The organism is Mycobacterium sp. (assembly GCF_049802695.1).
Taxonomy (GTDB): Bacteria; Actinomycetota; Actinomycetes; order Mycobacteriales; family Mycobacteriaceae; genus Mycobacterium.
The window spans coordinates 1-16,326 of sequence record NZ_JBARMY010000207.1 but is presented as its reverse complement, the minus strand read 5'-3'; the positions used below and the strand labels follow the sequence as shown (position 1 = coordinate 16,326).

At 65.8% G+C, this 16,326-nt stretch carries 17 protein-coding genes; 9 read left to right on the top strand and 8 right to left on the bottom strand.

What is annotated here, in order from left to right:
• A complete protein-coding gene (locus tag WA317_RS08470; protein ID WP_425172605.1) occupies positions 1 to 693 on the top strand; it encodes a M15 family metallopeptidase in 693 nt (230 codons plus the stop codon).
• An 11-nt stretch (positions 694 to 704) separates the two neighbouring features.
• Here the strand turns inward: WA317_RS08470 and WA317_RS08465 are convergent, their stop codons facing one another.
• The 4 genes from WA317_RS08465 to WA317_RS08450 all read right to left on the bottom strand — a co-directional run bounded on the left by WA317_RS08465 (position 705) and on the right by WA317_RS08450 (position 3,933).
• Complete coding sequence (locus WA317_RS08465) at positions 705 to 1,391, bottom strand: TetR/AcrR family transcriptional regulator (RefSeq protein ID WP_425172604.1); 687 nt, start codon at positions 1,389 to 1,391, stop codon at positions 705 to 707.
• Positions 1,392 to 1,426: 35 nt separating this feature from the next.
• Positions 1,427 to 2,104: a TetR/AcrR family transcriptional regulator gene (locus WA317_RS08460; RefSeq protein ID WP_425172603.1), complete on the bottom strand. Its 678-nt coding sequence runs from the start codon at positions 2,102 to 2,104 to the stop codon at positions 1,427 to 1,429.
• 78 nt (positions 2,105 to 2,182) lie between these two features.
• Complete coding sequence (locus WA317_RS08455) at positions 2,183 to 3,157, bottom strand: zinc-binding dehydrogenase (protein ID WP_425172606.1); 975 nt, start codon at positions 3,155 to 3,157, stop codon at positions 2,183 to 2,185.
• A gap of 53 nt (positions 3,158 to 3,210) precedes the next feature.
• The gene (locus WA317_RS08450) at positions 3,211 to 3,933 is read right to left on the bottom strand and encodes an alpha/beta fold hydrolase (RefSeq protein ID WP_425172602.1); all 723 of its coding nucleotides are present in this window, start codon (positions 3,931 to 3,933) and stop codon (positions 3,211 to 3,213) included.
• A 190-nt stretch (positions 3,934 to 4,123) separates the two neighbouring features.
• Here WA317_RS08450 and WA317_RS08445 point away from each other — a divergent pair, with 190 nt between their 5' ends.
• The 3 genes from WA317_RS08445 (at position 4,124) to WA317_RS08435 (ending at position 6,884) form a co-directional block, all read left to right on the top strand.
• Positions 4,124 to 4,996, top strand: a complete 873-nt coding sequence (locus WA317_RS08445) for an alpha/beta fold hydrolase (protein ID WP_425172601.1) — start codon at positions 4,124 to 4,126, stop codon at positions 4,994 to 4,996.
• A gap of 19 nt (positions 4,997 to 5,015) precedes the next feature.
• Positions 5,016 to 5,819: a methyltransferase domain-containing protein gene (locus WA317_RS08440; RefSeq protein WP_425172600.1), complete on the top strand. Its 804-nt coding sequence runs from the start codon at positions 5,016 to 5,018 to the stop codon at positions 5,817 to 5,819.
• A 102-nt stretch (positions 5,820 to 5,921) separates the two neighbouring features.
• A complete protein-coding gene (locus WA317_RS08435; protein ID WP_425172599.1) occupies positions 5,922 to 6,884 on the top strand; it encodes an LLM class F420-dependent oxidoreductase in 963 nt (320 codons plus the stop codon).
• On the opposite strand, the gene WA317_RS08430 is transcribed toward WA317_RS08435, so the two are convergent.
• The gene (locus WA317_RS08430; RefSeq protein WP_425172598.1) at positions 6,881 to 7,963 is read right to left on the bottom strand and encodes an NAD-dependent epimerase/dehydratase family protein; all 1,083 of its coding nucleotides are present in this window, start codon (positions 7,961 to 7,963) and stop codon (positions 6,881 to 6,883) included. The genes WA317_RS08435 and WA317_RS08430 overlap by 4 nt on opposite strands.
• A gap of 113 nt (positions 7,964 to 8,076) precedes the next feature.
• Between WA317_RS08430 and WA317_RS08425 the strand changes: the two genes are divergently transcribed.
• The gene (locus WA317_RS08425; protein WP_425172597.1) at positions 8,077 to 8,895 is read left to right on the top strand and encodes a lysophospholipid acyltransferase family protein; all 819 of its coding nucleotides are present in this window, start codon (positions 8,077 to 8,079) and stop codon (positions 8,893 to 8,895) included.
• A gap of 11 nt (positions 8,896 to 8,906) precedes the next feature.
• Here the strand turns inward: WA317_RS08425 and WA317_RS08420 are convergent, their stop codons facing one another.
• Positions 8,907 to 10,343 carry a WS/DGAT/MGAT family O-acyltransferase gene (locus WA317_RS08420; RefSeq protein WP_425172596.1) on the bottom strand — a complete coding sequence of 479 codons (1,437 nt, stop codon included), beginning with the start codon at positions 10,341 to 10,343 and terminating at the stop codon, positions 8,907 to 8,909.
• A 120-nt stretch (positions 10,344 to 10,463) separates the two neighbouring features.
• Entirely contained in the window at positions 10,464 to 11,471 is a 1,008-nt protein-coding gene (locus WA317_RS08415; protein ID WP_425172595.1) for a 2Fe-2S iron-sulfur cluster-binding protein, read from the bottom strand.
• Between the two features lie 81 nt (positions 11,472 to 11,552).
• Between WA317_RS08415 and WA317_RS08410 the strand changes: the two genes are divergently transcribed.
• From WA317_RS08410 to WA317_RS08395, 4 genes are read left to right on the top strand one after another with little or no spacing between them, the layout of a single operon-like run.
• The gene (locus tag WA317_RS08410) at positions 11,553 to 12,956 is read left to right on the top strand and encodes a class I adenylate-forming enzyme family protein (protein WP_425172594.1); all 1,404 of its coding nucleotides are present in this window, start codon (positions 11,553 to 11,555) and stop codon (positions 12,954 to 12,956) included.
• Positions 12,934 to 13,839, top strand: coding sequence for an acyl-CoA dehydrogenase family protein (locus WA317_RS08405; protein WP_425172593.1), 906 nt, complete (start codon positions 12,934 to 12,936; stop codon positions 13,837 to 13,839). Before WA317_RS08410 ends, WA317_RS08405 begins: the two co-directional genes overlap by 23 nt.
• Positions 13,826 to 14,914: an acyl-CoA dehydrogenase family protein gene (locus WA317_RS08400; RefSeq protein ID WP_425172592.1), complete on the top strand. Its 1,089-nt coding sequence runs from the start codon at positions 13,826 to 13,828 to the stop codon at positions 14,912 to 14,914. The genes WA317_RS08405 and WA317_RS08400 overlap by 14 nt, the downstream gene beginning before the upstream one ends.
• A 1-nt stretch (position 14,915) precedes the next feature.
• Positions 14,916 to 15,683 carry an enoyl-CoA hydratase/isomerase family protein gene (locus tag WA317_RS08395; RefSeq protein ID WP_425172591.1) on the top strand — a complete coding sequence of 256 codons (768 nt, stop codon included), beginning with the start codon at positions 14,916 to 14,918 and terminating at the stop codon, positions 15,681 to 15,683.
• A gap of 18 nt (positions 15,684 to 15,701) precedes the next feature.
• Here WA317_RS08395 and WA317_RS08390 read toward each other — a convergent pair.
• The coding region (locus WA317_RS08390) for an SDR family NAD(P)-dependent oxidoreductase (RefSeq protein WP_425172590.1) at positions 15,702 to 16,326 on the bottom strand (625 nt) is incomplete at its 5' end.

The following is a 16,326-nucleotide window of genomic DNA, read 5'->3' as shown; positions in this document are numbered from 1 at the left end:
ATGCGAACCCTATGCGGGCTCCTGATAGCCGTGATCGTCTCCTGGGGCGGGCTCCGTTGCGGTGCCCTGGCCCGCGGTGACGTCCCACCGGTCAGCGCGGCGGCGCAGGCGGCAGGTTTCGTCGACGTGCTCAGCGTTGCGCCCGACGCGCTGATCAACCTGCGGTATGCCACGCCGAACAATTTCACCGGCGCCCCCTTGTATCCCGCGGATGCGCGTTGCCTGGTGCACGAGTCGCTGGCGAACGGTCTCGCCGCTGCCGCCGAAGCGTTGCGCCCGTCGGGCGAGGCGCTGCTCTTCTGGGACTGCTACCGGCCACATGATGTGCAGGCCAAACTGTTCCAGGTCGTGCCGAATCCAGCGTGGGTCGCCCGGCCGGGACCATACGCACGCAGCCACGAAGCCGGACGCTCGGTCGACCTGACCGTCGCCGGCCCGGCGGACCGATGTGCGCCCGGCCGGCAGGTCGCCGGGCGATGCCTGCTCGACATGGGCACCGACTTCGACGACTTCACGGCTCGCGCAGAGGCATTCGCCACCGCCGCGGTCAGTGCGGCGGCTCAGGCGAACCGCGGCCACCTTCGCCAGGCGATGAGTGCCGGCGGGTTGACCGTCTATTCCGGCGAGTGGTGGCACTTCGACGGGCCGGGCGCCGGTGCGCAGCGGCCGATTCTTGATGTCCCGGTGGACTGATGTCGACGGGATCAGGGTTTGCGCCCGGACCTGCGACGCCCCGAGACTTGTTGAGCAGCTAAACGTTTGGCCTTCTTGGGTTTGGCCGCGAACGACCGAACATAGCCGACAGCGGCATGCAGCGCCGCGCCCATCGGTTCCGGGCTCCCGGTTGTGTGACTGAGCATCGCTCCGCCTTGATGGGCAGCGACCAGAGCAACGGCGAGGTGGCGGGGGTTGGCGTCCGGTCGCAGGTCTCCGCGCCTACGCATCGCCGCAAGCCCGTTGTGGAATGTCGTGAGCCATTCGTCATAGCCGTCGGCCAGATCTGCCCGGGTGTCGTCGTCGGCCTCGATCAGTTCACCGACCAGAGAGCCGTAAACACATCCGCCCACGCAATAGACGGTGCTTAGGTCGGCCGCACACGCGTCGGCCCACGCGTGCAGCGCCTCGAACGTGTCGAGGGCGCCGAGGCGCGGTTGAGAGTGGAAGTTCTTGACATCGCTGCGGCGTGCGGCGACGACCTGGCGAGCCAGATCCCGCTTGTCCTTGAAGTAATGAGTAATCTGCGATCCGCTGACAGCCGCGCTTCGGCGGACATCGTCGATGCTGGTGCCGGCGACTCCGTGGCTGAACATCAGCTTGGCCGCAGTGTCGATGATGCGTGCCCGGGTGGCTATTCCCTTTCGGGTCAACCGCGGGGTTGGCTCGTCGGACACGGCGTAACCTTACGCCGGTTTTCGACGACTACTGGTCAACTCCATCGGCGCATGCGCCGCGGCGGGCGCGCCGCACGCTCGGCCGGGTCGGCGGCGAAGCCCCGCAGGTAATTGACCGCGAACCGAACTGCGTCCGCGTGCGGCCACTCCTGCTGGTAAGCGAAAGCTAAAGTGCCGCCGCCCTGGTGGGCGCTGACGACGACCATGGCGAGTTGGCGCGGATCGGCGTCGGGGGTCAGCAGCTTGTTGTCCTTCATCCGTTGAATGGACTCTTCGAACAGGTTCACCCACTGCCAGTAACCGGCCGCCAACGCCGCACGGGTGGCGTCGTCGGATTTAGCGAGCTGCCCAACGAGAGCGTGATAGGTGGGCGTGCCGGTGTACCCGAAACGGCGCAGATAGCGCATGTTCAAGGTGATCCAGCGTTCGAAGTCGTCAAAGGTTTGCAGGCCGCCGAGCTTCGGTTGGCGGTGAAAGTCCAGCACCACTCGGATCTGACGGGCGACCACCGCACGGATGAGCTCTTGCTTGTCGGTGAAGTAGTGCGCGATCTGCGAACCGCTGACCGACGCCAGCCTGCGGACGGTGTCGATGTTCATTGCCGATAAGCCTTGCGCGAGGATAAGTTCGGCGGCCATCTGGATGATCCGCTCCCTGGTGGCTCTGCCCTTGGCCGTGAACCGTTGATCGTTGGACGTGAGGGCATCGGCCACGACGCCAGGTTACCGGCCGGCAGAACTCTATTGGGAGAGGCGGCCCATTCCACGGCGTGACTGCGGCTAGGTCACCTGTCAGTCCAGCACGACGACGAGCTTTCCGCCTGCTTCACCGGACTCCGCCACGCGATGGGCCTCCCGGATCTGGTCGAAGGTGAAGACGCGAGCCGGTTTCGCATCGAGTGCGCCGTCGGCCACCTGCTGTGCGATTGCGCTAAGTGGTACATCGGAAACCGGGAAACCCGGACTGCCGAAGACGGGGCTGGCGAAGAAGCTGAAATTGACGCCACTGGCCATCCGGGCCAGGGGGTTGAAATCGCCGATGGGTGCCAGTCCGCCCAGCCATCCCGCCAGGCAGGCAGTGCCGCCGCGACGCAACATGTCGAGGGAGTCCAGGATCGTGCTGTTGCCAACGAGATCGAGGACGGCATCGATTTGCTCGCCTTCGGCGATGTGGGCCGCCAAGTCACGTCGCTCCATCTCCACACGCGAAGCGCCCAGCTTCTCGAGCATCGCGAAGCGCTCACGGCTGCGCGCCGTGGCAATGACGCTGGCGCCGGCGGCAATCGCCATCTTGAGTGCGGCCTGCCCCAACGAGGATGTGGCGCCCCGAATCACCAGTGTCTGGCCTGATTTCAGATCGAGGTTGCGGAACAGGCAAGTCCACGAGGTCGCATAGGTTTCCGGCAGCGCCGCCAGCTGCGCCCAGGGCAGCTCGGACTCGATGAGGGCCACATTCGCCGCGCGCACGCGGGTGTACTCGGCGTAGCTACCGTTGATGGTTCGCCCCAGGCCGCCCATCAGGGCCGCAACCTTCGCACCGACCGGGAACTCGTCACCCGGGCACGCATCGACGATGCCGATACATTCGATGCCGCTGACCTCAGCGGCTTCTGCCCATTCCCCCCGGCGCATGTGTATCTCGGCGTGATTGATACCGAACGCTTTCACTGCGATGACGACTTCGCCGTCCTTCGGGAGCGGCTTGGGGATCTCGGTGTGTATCAAACTGTCCAGGCCACCGAACTTTTCCAGGATGATGGCGCGCATGGTTTCGCCGCCGGACTGTTCGCGCACCACCGCAGGTGCGGTCGGCCACCCGGTCACTGTGCGTCGCTTTCTGGGCGATCTGCAGCGACATGTTTGAGGGCCTCTAAGACGATGTCGGCGACGACGTGCGGTCGGCTGATCAATGGAGCGTGGTCTACGTCGTGTGAACGAATCCGCGCCTGCATACGCTCGGCCATGAATCGTTGGGTGTCTGGGTTGATCATGCGGTCCTGCTCTGCGATCAGGTACCAGGATGGGTGCTGCTTCCAGCCCGGCCGAGGCACCGGTTGCTGAATGCACTGCACCGCGATCGGGCGTTGCACCGCCGCCAGCAGCTCGCATTGTTCGGCACTGGCCTGCTGAGCGAACGCCGTCGGAAAAGCACTGCCAGGCAACCAGATCCAGCCGGAATCGTCGGGTGCAAGCTGAGGTGCCGCGGGATGTGCGGCGTCGTGATAAAAGACGTCAGCCACAGTCTCTGCTTCGTCGGGAGCCAACGCGGCGACGAAGACCAATCCCTTCACCCGCGGATGGTCAGTGGCGCCGATGACCGCCCCGGCGTAGGCGTGGGCAGCCAGGACGACCGGTCCGGAGGTTCTGTCGATCGCCCGGTCGAGTGCATCGACGTCATCGCCCAACGAGGTCAACGGAATCGGAGCTGCGGTGACGGCGATTCCCGCGCGCCGAAGATCGGTGATCACCGGACTCCAGCTCGAGCCGTCAGCCCACGCCCCGTGAACGAGTACCACAGTGGGTGATAGTGCAGGCGCAGTCACGCGTTACCCACCAGAGCTCTCCGTTCAACACACAGCGGGGCGGCCGCCACCTTATGGGTCAGACATCCCAAAATAGCCATAACCGCAGCTGCGTGTCAACGGGACGCACGCCGGCCGGGAAAACCTGCGGGGTGCATAATGGGACGTATAACCCAGTTAACCGATCTGAACGCGCCAGGAGGAATTGATCATGCCGGTTGTCCATCACCGCTACGCCACCGTCGAGGGTCACCGGCTGTTTTTTCGGGAAGCCGGCCGGCCGGACGCACCGGTTCTACTGCTGCTGCACGGCTTTCCGACGAGCTCTTACATGTTCCGCGATCTGGTGCCAGCATTGGCCGATCGCTACCGCGTCATCGCGCCGGATCATCTAGGTTTCGGATTGTCGGACGCGCCGGGAGTCGACCAGTTCGACTACACCTTCGACGCCCTGACCGCGCTGACGGCCGGCCTCGTGCGCGGCCTGGGAATCAAGCGCTATGCAATCTACGTGCAGGATTACGGCGCGCCGATCGGGTGGCGGCTCGCCCTAAACGACCCGTCGGCGATCACTGCGATCGTCAGCCAGAACGGCAACGGCTACGACGCGGGTTTCGTCGAAAGCTTCTGGAAGACGGTCTGGGCCTACCAATACGACCAGACCGCCGAGACCGAGGCCGCAGTGCGCCAATTCCTGACGCTGGAGGCGACCCGGTGGCAGTACCTGACCGGTGTTCCCGACGAAACGTTGGTGAACCCCGAATCCTGGCATCACGACTACGCCTTGATCTCGCGGCCGGGCAACGACTCGGTGCAGCTGCAATTGTTACTGAATTATGCGACGAATACGGCGGTCTACCCGCGCCTGCAAGAGTACTTCCGGAACGCTCGGGTGCCGTTGCTGGCAGTCTGGGGCCGTGGTGACGAAATCTTCGGCCCCGCGGGTGCCCGAGCCTTTGCCGACGATCTTCCTGATGCCGAGATCCATCTCCTCGACGGCGGACACTTCCTGCTCGAGTCTGCGCTCGACGAGGTGACGGCATTAGTCCGGGCGTTCCTGGACCGCACACTGCAGGCTCATTGACAGATCGAGAGGCAACCCCATGAGCCAGGCCGGCTACCTGCACGGACACCACGAGTCGGTGCTTCGTTCCCATCGCTGGCGCACTGCGGAGAACTCCGCGGGCTACCTGTTGGCACACCTGCGCCCAGGGCGTTCTGTGCTGGACATCGGTTGCGGGCCGGGAACCATCACCGCCGACATCGCCGCACGAGTCGCCCCCGGTCAGGTCACCGCGGTCGACGTCAGCGAGGAGGTGCTGGAGTCCGCCCGTGCGGAGGCCCGGGCCCGCGGCTTGTCGAACGTCCGGTTCGCAACGGCCGACGTGCACGCGCTCGAATTTCCCGACAAGGCCTTCGACGTCGTGCACGCCCACCAGGTGCTCCAACATGTCGCTGATCCCGTCCAGGCGCTGCGGGAGATGCGGCGGGTGTGCGTGCCGGGCGGAATCGTGGCGGCCCGAGATGCCGACTATGCGGGCTTCATCTGGTTCCCACAGTTACCGGCACTGGACCGGTGGCGGAACCTCTATGAACAGGCGGCGCAGGCGAACCACGGCGAGTCGAACGCCGGACGGCATCTGCTGTCTTGGGCACAGCAGGCCGGCTTCGAACACGTCACGCCCACGGCCGGCGTGTGGTGCTTCGCCACGCCGGAGGACCGCGACTGGTGGGGCGGAATGTGGGCGGACCGAATCCTGCACTCTTCGGTCGCCCGTCAGTTGCTCGACGCAGCATTGGCAACGCCGGACGAACTGGCCCAGATCTCTGAAGCGTGGCTCGCGTGGGCCGCCGCCCCGGACGGATGGCTGGCCATTCCGCATGGGGAGATTCTCTGCCGAGCTTGAACGCGAGCGGTATATGCAGGCTAGCGGCCGGCATTGGCATTCTCTTTTTTTGCAAGTACGTTATCGGTGAAACGATAACGACACTTCTATCTCGGAGGAACCGTGCGTCTGGGAGTGATGGTCGGCGCCGAGCGCGGCGACTCAGCGCGCAAGGTCAGTCGAATGCTCGCCGACATCGAGTGGGCCGAGAACGCTGAGCTGGACACCGCGTGGATCCCGCAGGTGCCCAATGACTTCGACGCGTTGACGGCGGTCGCCTTGATGGGAACGCGTACCACCCGCATCGAACTCGGCACGGCCGTCGTGCCGCTGCAGGCACAGCACCCGATCGCGCTGGCGCGTCAGGCGTTATCCGTCCATGCCGCCACCGGCGGCAGACTGGCTCTCGGCGTCGGGCCATCCCACCACTGGATCATCTGCGACATGCTCGGCTTACCCTATGAACGCCCGGCGGCATTCACCCGCGATTATCTGGAAGTGCTCGATGCGGCCCTGAGCGGACCCGGCCCCGTCGACGTCGAAAACGACAGCTTCACTGTGCACAACCCGCTCGATCTGGCTCCGGTCGCTCCGCTGCCCGTGCTGATCGCTGCTCTCGGGCCGGTCATGCTGACGCTCGCCGGTGAGCGCACCGGTGGAACCGTGCTGTGGATGGCCGATGAGCGCGCTGTCGCCGAACATGTCGTACCGCGGATCACAAAGGCCGCCGAGAACGCCGGGCGTCCGGCTCCGCGGATCGTCGCGGGCATACCGGTATGTCTCTGCGCGACAACGGAAGTCGATGCCGCGCGAGAACGTGCAAACCGGATTCTGGGTGAGGCCGAGGTCTCGCCGAACTATCAGCGGTTGTTGGATTACGGCGACGCCAGGGACGTCGGCGATCTCTGCGCGGCCGGTGACGAGAACGCCATCCTGGCACGATTCCGCCGCTTCGCCGACGCCGGCGTGACAGACCTGTCGGTGCGCCTGCTGCCGATCGGCGACAACCGCGAGGAACTGGTCGCTTCCAAACGCCGCACGCGGGAGGTCATCGCCGCCCTCGGCGCCGAAGTGCGTCAGCCTTAGGCGGTCTCGGCATCTAAGCCGGGCTCACCCAGCCGTCGGCGAATAGCTCCCCACGGGTCGGCGTACTGACCGGGGGCACCATGGTAGGCACCTCGGCGTTCGAGCAACGTGCGCGCAACAGGAGCCAGGAAGGGAGCCGCCAAGCGCATCGGGTGGCGCTTCCAACCGGCGCGCTCCGCCATCTCCGCGAGCATGTCGGGCCACGAGTGGTGTTGGTAAGACAGCGCCTGCTGCGCGGGAGCACTGTCCATCCAATCGGTGACGAACCAATCAACGTCGTTGTCCGGATTACCGGGCCGGCCGGGCGGCAGGACGCCGGGCAGGCCGCGGGCAGCAGCAAGCGCACCCCCGACTTCGCCCTGCCTCACCTTGTGCGAGTCGTCACCGGCGATCAGGAAGGTCTGGCCGACGACGTCTGCACTGGTGGCGTTGGCGAAAGCGGTCGCGACATCACGGACATCGACGCTGTGCATGCGACCGTCGGCGGGCAGCGCGCTCTCGAAATAGAGCGCGTCCGCAGTGAAGGGCATCGCTGCGGGATCGACGCTCAGCACACCGCCGAGACGCAGCACCACCCAGTCCAGAGTCGACGAGCGCACGATTTGTTCGGCTTCGAACTTGTGCCCGCTGTAAAGGTCACACGGTTTGAGGGGAGTATCGACGCGCACGATGTCGTGCACCCGGTGCGGGTTGCGGGCACCGTAGACGGCGTTGCTCGACGCCTGCACCCAGCGGGCCGGCTGAGGATGAGCGGCGACGGCACGCACCAACGTCGCCGTGGCGTCGACATTGACCCGGCGGGCCAGTCGGGGGTTGCGGTAGATCACCGGGGGAATGATGGCGGCAAGATGGATGACCGCGGTCGGCGCGACCTCGGCGATGAGTTGATCCACCTGGGCGGGTTGGGTCAGGTCCGCCCAGCGAGCCTGCACCCCTGCCGGCAGCGCTTCGGCGGCCTTGCGATTGGCGGCCGTGTCGAGATCCGTTGCCACCACCGGGCGCCCTTGCGCGGCCAATCGCCGCACCGTCGCCGACCCCACCAGCCCGAAGCCGCCTGTGACCAGCACCGTCTCCGACATGCGTCCCCTTCGACCGCCGAATATGACATTCTCGGATCAGAGAGTAACGTAACCGCTGGTAGCCGCTTCACGGCTACCCGACAACACTGCGTTCCCGGCCGGGCAGGGGAAGTATGAGCGACACCGCCACCGACAGAGCCGCTCGACATCGGGAACTGGCGAAATACGATCCCGCTTTCGCCAAGCAGGTCAAAAGCGTCGTCGGACCGATCATCAGCCGGTGGTTCAGAGCAGAGGTGCGCGGACTGGACAGCTTCCCGGCTGCCGGCGGGGCGCTGCTGGTGTCGAATCACTCCGGCGGGATGTTGACGCCCGACGTGCTCATCCTGGCGCCGGCCTTCTACGACAAGTTCGGATACGACCGTCCGATTTACACGCTCGCGCATTACGGCGTGTTCATCGGGCCGCTCTCCGGGTGGCTGCGCCGTGTGGGTGTGATCGAGGCCAGCCGGGAGAACGCGGCCAAGGCGTTGCACTCGGGTGCGGTGGTACTGGTGTTTCCCGGTGGCGACTATGACGCTTACCGGCCGACGTTCAGCGAGAACCGCATCGACTTCAACGGCCGCACCGGATATGTCCGGACCGCAATCGAAGCCGGCGTGCCGATCGTGCCGGCCGTGTCGATCGGGGGTCAGGAAACTCAGCTGTTCCTGACTCGGGGCAACTGGCTGGCCAGGCGGTTGGGCCTCACCCGCGCACGAATGGACATCCTGCCGGTCAGTTTCGGCTTCCCGTTCGGTCTGAGCGTCATCATGCCGCCCAACTTCCCGCTGCCCGCCAAGGTCGTCACCGAGGTGCTCGAGCCGATCGATATCACCGAGACGTTCGGCGAGAACCCGGACGTGAAGGAAGTCGACGCGCACGTCCGGGCGGTCATGCAGACCGCGCTGAAGCGACTGGCCGGCGAGCGCAGGTTCCCGGTACTGGGCTGACGCGAGTGCAGTTATCCAGACGCCGGCGCCGGAGCCATCGCCGTGCCGAGCTCGGTGAGCTCGTCGGGCAGACCTGCGGCTCGGCGAACCTCGGTGAAAGCGTGCACCATCGCATCCGTGGCTTCGTGGACGTCGTTGAAAGTGCGGTCGTCGCTGAGCACCGCGATGTCGACTTGATCGACGTAGCTCCACACCGTCATGTTGAACGCACTACCGGCCGAAAGCACTCCGACGGAGTAGATCTCGCTGACCGGAGCACCGCCGATGTGACCGCGCTCCCGGGGTCCGGGCACATTGGAGATCGCGACGTTCATGACCCTGTTGTGTGCGGCGTGCCTGGACTGCCAACGGAAAGCGGCCGGAGCCACCGGTGGCGGCAAGTATTCCATCATCCGGCCCTGCAGCGTCGGGCCGAGCAGGTCATGGTTCTCCTTCGCGCGCGTGGTCGCCAGCGCGGTCAGCCGCACCCGTTCGAGCGGGTCATCCAGATGCACCGGCAGCGACACCGCCAACCCGCTGATCTCGTTGCCGGTGACGCGGTCGGGTGATTTGTCGGTGCTCACCGGCACCGAGGCCAGGATGGGCCGATCGGCCCTGCCGTCGTAGCGCAGCAGTAACTCCCGCAAACCGCCTGCTGCCGTCGCCAGGATGATGTCGTTGAACGTGACGCCGAGATGTTTGGCGGTCCCCTTGACGTCGGCCAGCGCCAATGACGCGGTGGCGAAGGTACGCACCGGGGTCACCACATGGTTCAGGAAGGTGGGCGGCGTCCGGAACAGCTTGGCCATCTCAGGGTTGTCTGTATGTTCCTTCGAGTGTCGTCGTACTCGGGTGAAACCGCGAACGGCGTCCCTTGCCAGTCCCGGCAGCGCTGCGACAGACTGCACGTGGTCCCGGCCTGCCGCCCGCAACAGCTCCAGCTCAGACGGCGGGGAGCAGGTCGGATAACTGTCGCGTTCAGTCCCCGTCGACCCCGCCAAATCCATCAGCCGCGCCAGCAGATTCGCCGAGGCGACACCGTCGGCCAACGTGTGGTGCACCTTGCCGATGAGCGCGAAGCGATCTGCGGCCATTCCCTCCGCGAAGTGAAATTCCCACAGCGGGTGATTGCGGTCCAAAGGTGTGCTGGCGATCTCGCCGATGACTTGGTCGAGTTCTCGCCGGCCACCCGGGCTGGGCACCTTCACCCGCCGCAGGTGGTAATCCAGCTCGACTTCACAGTTCTCCATCCACATCGGATGGTGTAAGCGGTACGGGATGTCGACGAGCTTGAAGCGCAACGGATCCAGCAGATGCAGCCGCCGCGCGACGGTCTGGCGGAAGACGTCGAAGTTGAACGCGCTGTCGAATTCACTGGTGTTGACGATCGCGACCTTCAGCGTATGGGTGTGCAGATTGGGGGTCTCGCTGTACAGCAGCATGGCGTCCATGCCGTTGAGTCGCTTCATGCCGATTCCACCCGCCCTCGTCGATTGACGATTTACACCACCGGCGACGACCGGCGCGTTGCCCTCAACTCATCGAAGCACTGTCGCCGCGTCAATCCGGCGAGTTGGGCGATCTCTCGCTCACTCGTAGCGCACTGTGACCGACGCCGTATCGGGAATGGCCTGGCACGTCAAGATGTAGCCGTCGGTGACCTCGTCGTCCTCGAGTGCCTCGTTGGTTCGCATGGTGGCCTTGCCGTCGGTGAGCCGGGCGATACAGGTCCCGCAGTTACCGGCCTCGCAGCTGAACGGCGGCGCGAGGCCCGCCCGGCGCGCGCTGTCGAGCAGCGTTTCGCCCTTGACCTGGGGCACCGAAACCTTCTTCCGATCGAGGAAGATCGTCACGGTGCCCGCCGTCTCGCCGGCATCGGCGGTCGCGGGGGCGGCCGCCTTCACCTGCGGCGGCAGATCAAAGTCCTCGACGAAAACCCGCCCCGGCCCGGGCAGCGCCGAACGCACCACCGTCATGAAGCCTTCCGGGCCGCACACGTAATTGTCGGCGTCGCGGTCGGAGCCGACGAACTCACGCACAGCGCCTGCCTCGATCAGGCCGCTTTCGGAGTCGAAGTGGCGGATCACGGAAAGCCGGTCGGGGTAGCGCTCGACCAGGGTTTTCAGCGCGGAGTCGAAGATCACCGACGCCCGGTCGCGATCGGCGCACAGCAGCCGCACCACTCGATCGGTGGTGGCCAGCGCGCTCTTCGCGAGCGACAGAATCGGGGTGACACCGCTGCCTCCCGCGAACGCCAGCAGCGGCGCGGAATTTGGAGTGAGGCAGAACGTGCCGGCGGCCCGGGTGATAGTGAGTTCGTCGCCTTCGGCCACGTGATCCACCAACCAGTTCGAAACTTTGCCGCCGACGACCCGCTTGACCGTGGTCATCAGTTCGGCGTCGGTCTCCGGCGCGCTGGACATGGAATACGACCGGTACAGCTCTGCCTCGTCGACGCAGACGCGGAAGGTGCAGTACTGGCCGGCGCGATAGTGGAAGGGCTGATCGTGCGGGTCCAACACGAAGGTGCGGGCAGCCGGCGTCTCCTCGATGACCCGGCGCACCGTTGCCTGGTGGAACGCGCGCAGTTCCGCCATGGCCCCCCTTCCACATTCTTCGCAATTGAGAATACTATTCTCCCAAACCGATACGATCTTCTCAATGCATCGAGGTGGACGGTGACCGGCCAAACCGCGCTCGTGTTCGAGGAGCGGCTTTACAGCCTGCCGCTGCTTGACTCGCTGACCAGCGGGCTGGCCGCCACGCTGGCCCGGCGGGGAGTGACGGTGGGCGACCGGGTCGCGCTGATGGCCGGCAACCGCCCGGAGTTCGTGGCCGCGGTGCGTGCGGTGTGGCAGTTGGGCGCCGCGGCGGTGTTGATCAGCCCGGCCTGGAAGCGCGACGAGGTCGACCATGCGCTGGCGTTGACGAGTCCCGGTCACGCGGTCGGTGACCATCCGGTACTGGACGGTCTGATGCCGATGCTGCACCTCGACGAGCCGATCGCCCCGGCAGAAGACGGTTTGGCGTCCCCGCCCGCGGAGGCGGATGCGCTGCTGGTGTTCAGTTCCGGCACCACTGGATTACCCAAAGCCGTTCGGCACACGCACGCGTCGCTGCGCGCGGCGGTCCGGCACTGGCGCGACGCGCTGCAGCTGACGTCGCGTGATCGCATACAGGTCGCCACGCCGCCGTCGCACATCCTCGGCTTGCTCAACATCATCACCGCCCTGCAGACCGGCGCTTGGCTGCGGCTGCATCACCGGTTTGATGTCGACCGGATGCTGCACCACATCCAGACCGACCGCATCACTGTCGAGATGGTGGTCGCACCGATCGCGCTGGCGATCGCCGCACACCCGGACCTCGAGTCGTTCGATCTGTCGTCGCTGCGGTTCTTCATGTGGGGTGCCACACCGGTCAGCCAGGCTGTCGCCGAGGTCGTGACCCGGCGTACCGGCGTGGGTTGGGTGCCCGCGTACGGGAGCACCGAGCTGCCGGTCATTGCCTGCAATCCGCTTGATGGGGCCCGGCTCGATTCGGTCGGACCTCCGGTTCGCGGTGTGGATGTGCGGGTGGTGTCGCTGGGGACCGGCGCGCCGGTGGCTGTCGATGAAACCGGGGAGATCCAGGCCCGTTCGGCGTCGCTGATGTCGGGATACCTGCCGCAGGAGGCGACATCGGAAGCGTTCTGCGACGGCTGGTACCGCACCGGTGATGTCGGCGCTCTCGACGCCGACGGCTGGCTGCGCCTCACCGACCGGTGCAAGGAGATGATCAAGGTGCGCGGCTTTCAGGTCGCGCCCGCCGAAATCGAGGCCGTGCTGCACGGTCATCCCGCCGTCGAAGACTGCGCGGTGTTCGGCATCCCCGACGGCAAAGATGGGGAGTCGATCGTCGCCGCGGTCGCGACGCGAGCGCCGGTCGACGCTGCCGAGCTCACTGCGCGGGTCGGTGAGAGTCTGGCTTCCTACAAACGCCTGAGTCGTGTTGTGTTCGTGCCCGAAATACCCCGGCTGCCTTCCGGGAAGGTGCTGCGCCGAGTTCTCAAGGAGCGCTATGGATGTACGTCTGACACCTGAACAACAACAACTGCGTGACGCAGCCGCGAAACTTTCCGATGACCTCGGACCGGGATCGGTGCAAGATCTCGCCGACGACGGGCGAATCTCCAAGCTCGACAAGCAGATACAGCAGACAGGTTGGCGGTCGCTGCGCTCCGACGGCGCATCAGGTGTCGAAGTGGCCATCGTCGCCGAGGAGTTCGGCCGTGGATTGGTCGATGCCCCGTTCCTCGGCCCCGTGCTGGCCGACGATCTGGCCCGGCAAGTCGGCCAGGACGGCTCGGGATCCACCGTCGTGGTGAGCGGCCATGCGGTCGACGCGCGAGGCTACCGGCGCGCGCTGACGTTAGACGGCACGACGGTGTCAGCCGTCGACGTGGGCGCTGCCCGCGATGCCGTTGACCTGACCCGGGCCGCGGCCGATATCAGCGGAACTGCAACGGCGGTCGGCGATCTGGGCTCCGACGCCGCGCAACGCTGGCTGGCACTGGCGTTTGCCACCACGTCGGCCGACTTGGTCGGCACGGCACGCGGTGCGCACACGCTGGCGTGTGACTACGCGAAAATTCGTGAGCAGTACGGGAAGTCGATCGGCTCCTATCAAGCCATCGCACACCTGCTCGCGGAAAGCCTGGCCCTGATCGAGGGCTCAGTGAGTATCTTGCGGCATGCCGCCTGGGCGGTAGACGAATTGGACCCAACCGAGGCGCTCCGCGCCGGCCGGTTAGCAAAGGTCTACTGCGCGCGCGCCGCGCGGACGGTATGCGAGACCGCGATTCAGGTGCACGGCGGGATCGGTAACACCTGGGAATGCCTGGCGCACGTATATTTGCGCCGCGCGCTCACCTCGACCCAACTGTGGCCGGTAAAGCTGGAGGAGATCAGCGTTGGACTTCCGTGACTCGCCCGACGAAGCCGCCTTCCGGAACCGGCTGCGATCTTGGCTTTCAGTGCATGCCAAAGAGTTTCCCAGCTCAGGGGACGAGTACTGGGCCCGGCAGGGCGAATGGCACCGCGCGCTGTACGAGGGTGGTTTCTTCGGCCTGTCCTGGCCGCGGGAGTACGGCGGGCAGGAACTACAGCCGGTATACGACGTCATCCTCGACGACGAGTTGGCGCGTGCCGAGGCGCCGCCCCGGCCTAGCCTTGGCTATTTGGTCGCGGGCCTGAGCAGGCACGGCAGCAAGGAGCTGTGCACGCGCTTCCTGCCCGGAATGATCAACGGCATCGAGCGGTGGTGTCAGGGCTTCAGCGAGCCGGGCTCTGGCTCCGATCTCGCGTCGCTGACCACGACCGCCACCCGTGCTGGCGACAACTATGTCATCAACGGACACAAGATCTGGACCAGCTACTCCGATGTCGCGGACTGGTGTCTGCTGTTGGCCCGCACCGATCCCGAGGCCAAGCGGCACCGGGGTATCTCAGCGTTCATCATCTCGATGAAACAGCCTGGCGTGCAACAGCGTCCACTGCGGATGATCAACGGGGTGACTACCGAGTTCGGCCAAGTGCTGTTCGACGGTGCGACGGTGCCGGTCGAGAATATGGTGGGCGCCCCCGGCGAGGGGTGGCCGCTCGCCATGACAGTGGTCGGCCATGAACGCGAACCGTCCACGCTTGGCTACGCGGCGCGCTACGGCAAGCTCGTCCGTCAGCTGGCCTCGCGCAGTGACGGCTCGGCGAATGAGGAACTCGCCTGGGCCGCGGTACAAACCGAGATGCTGACTCATCACGTTCGGCGGCGGCTGTCGGAGCAGCTCGATGGGGTGACCCACACTTCGGACGGATCGCTGGACAAGCTGCTGATGACCTGGGTCGAACAGTCCGTCGGCCATGCCGCGTTGGCGGTGGGCGGAATCGACGATCCACATCTACTCAGTGCCTATCTCTATAGCCGCGCGCAAAGCGTCATGGGCGGCACATCGCAGATCCAGAAGAACATCATCGCCTCACGCATCTTGGGATTGGGAGCCTGACTTGTACGACATGCCAACCGAAATCGACGTCCAGGCTGACGGTCCGTTGCGGATCATCACGCTGAATCGTCCTGATTCGCTCAACTCGGTCAACGATGCTCTGCACCACGGGCTGGCTAAGCTATGGCAGCGGATGAGCGACGACCAAAGCGCCCGTGCCGCGGTGATAACTGGTGCGGGACGGGCGTTTTCGGCCGGCGGTGACTTCGTCTATCTGAACGAATTGGCAGGGGACGCGGCACTGCGCGCCAAGACCATCGCCGACGGGCGCGAGATCGTGCTGGGCATGGCGCGCTGCCGGGTTCCGGTGGTGGCCGCGGTCAACGGGCCGGCCGTCGGGTTGGGTTGCAGCCTGGTCGCGCTGAGCGACATCGTCTACATCGCCGAAGACGCTTATCTCGCCGACCCGCACGTGCAGGTGGGATTGGTGGCCGCTGATGGCGGACCGCTGACCTGGCCACTGCACATCAGCTTGCTGCTGGCCAAGGAGTACGCGCTGACCGGCGCCCGGATCACCGCGGCGCGAGCGGTCGAACTGGGCCTGGCAAACCACGCGGTGGCCGATCCGGTCGCCGAGGCATTGAAAGCGGCGAAGAAGATCCTCGAACTTCCGCAGCAGGCCGTGGAAAGCACCAAGCGCGTCCTCAATGTGCACCTCGAGCGCGCGGTGCTGGCCACCATCGACTACGCGTTGTCTGCGGAGAACCAGTCGTTCCAGACCGAGGACTTCCGCTCGATCGCAGCCAAGCTGGCGGCCGGGAAGAACTAACGCCGCAGCGCCCGGCGATTATTTCGGCGGGAAGCGCAACGCGCCGTCCAGTCGGATGACTTCGCCATTGAGGTAATCGTTTTCGACGATGCTCTGCACGAAGGCGCCGTATTCGGGAGACCGGCCCATCCGCTTGGGGAAGGGGACCTGCGGGCCCCAATAGGCCTCGAGTTGGTCGCCCGCCTTGCCGTAAGCCGGAGTAAGGAACGTGCCGGGGGCGATGGTGACGACGCGAATACCGAGTGGCGACAGGTCGCGTGCCGCGACCAGTGTCATGCCGACGACGCCGCCCTTGGCCGCCGCGTAGGGCAGTTGTCCGATCTGGCCCTCGTAGGCGGCGATCGATGCGGTGTTAATGATGACGCCGCGCGCGCCCTCATCGACAGGTTCCTGGCGCGCGATGGCCGCCGCAGCCAGCCGCAGCACGTTGAACACGCCGGTCAGGTACACGTCGATGGTCGTCTTGAAACCATCCAGATCCAGCGGTGAGCCGTCTTTCCCGATCAGGCGCCCGCCGCTGGCCGGCCCGCCGTGGGCATCAACCGAGATACGCAGCGGACCAAGCGATTCCGCTTCAGCCAGGGCCGCGTTGACGTCTTCGGTGTTCGTCGCGTCGGTGCGGACGTAGCGGGCGTCGAGCTCG

Coding starts and splice junctions, on each gene's coding strand:
- WA317_RS08470 (WP_425172605.1), top strand. CDS start 1: ATGCGAACCCTATGCGGGCTCCTGATAGCCGTGATCGTCTCCTGGGGC.
- WA317_RS08455 (WP_425172606.1), bottom strand. CDS start 3,157: ATGCGCGCCATCATCCTGGAAAAGTTCGGTGGCCTGGACAGTTTGATA.
- WA317_RS08445 (WP_425172601.1), top strand. CDS start 4,124: ATGCCGGTTGTCCATCACCGCTACGCCACCGTCGAGGGTCACCGGCTG.
- WA317_RS08440 (WP_425172600.1), top strand. CDS start 5,016: ATGAGCCAGGCCGGCTACCTGCACGGACACCACGAGTCGGTGCTTCGT.
- WA317_RS08430 (WP_425172598.1), bottom strand. CDS start 7,963: ATGTCGGAGACGGTGCTGGTCACAGGCGGCTTCGGGCTGGTGGGGTCG.
- WA317_RS08425 (WP_425172597.1), top strand. CDS start 8,077: ATGAGCGACACCGCCACCGACAGAGCCGCTCGACATCGGGAACTGGCG.
- WA317_RS08420 (WP_425172596.1), bottom strand. CDS start 10,343: ATGAAGCGACTCAACGGCATGGACGCCATGCTGCTGTACAGCGAGACC.
- WA317_RS08415 (WP_425172595.1), bottom strand. CDS start 11,471: ATGGCGGAACTGCGCGCGTTCCACCAGGCAACGGTGCGCCGGGTCATC.
- WA317_RS08405 (WP_425172593.1), top strand. CDS start 12,934: ATGGATGTACGTCTGACACCTGAACAACAACAACTGCGTGACGCAGCC.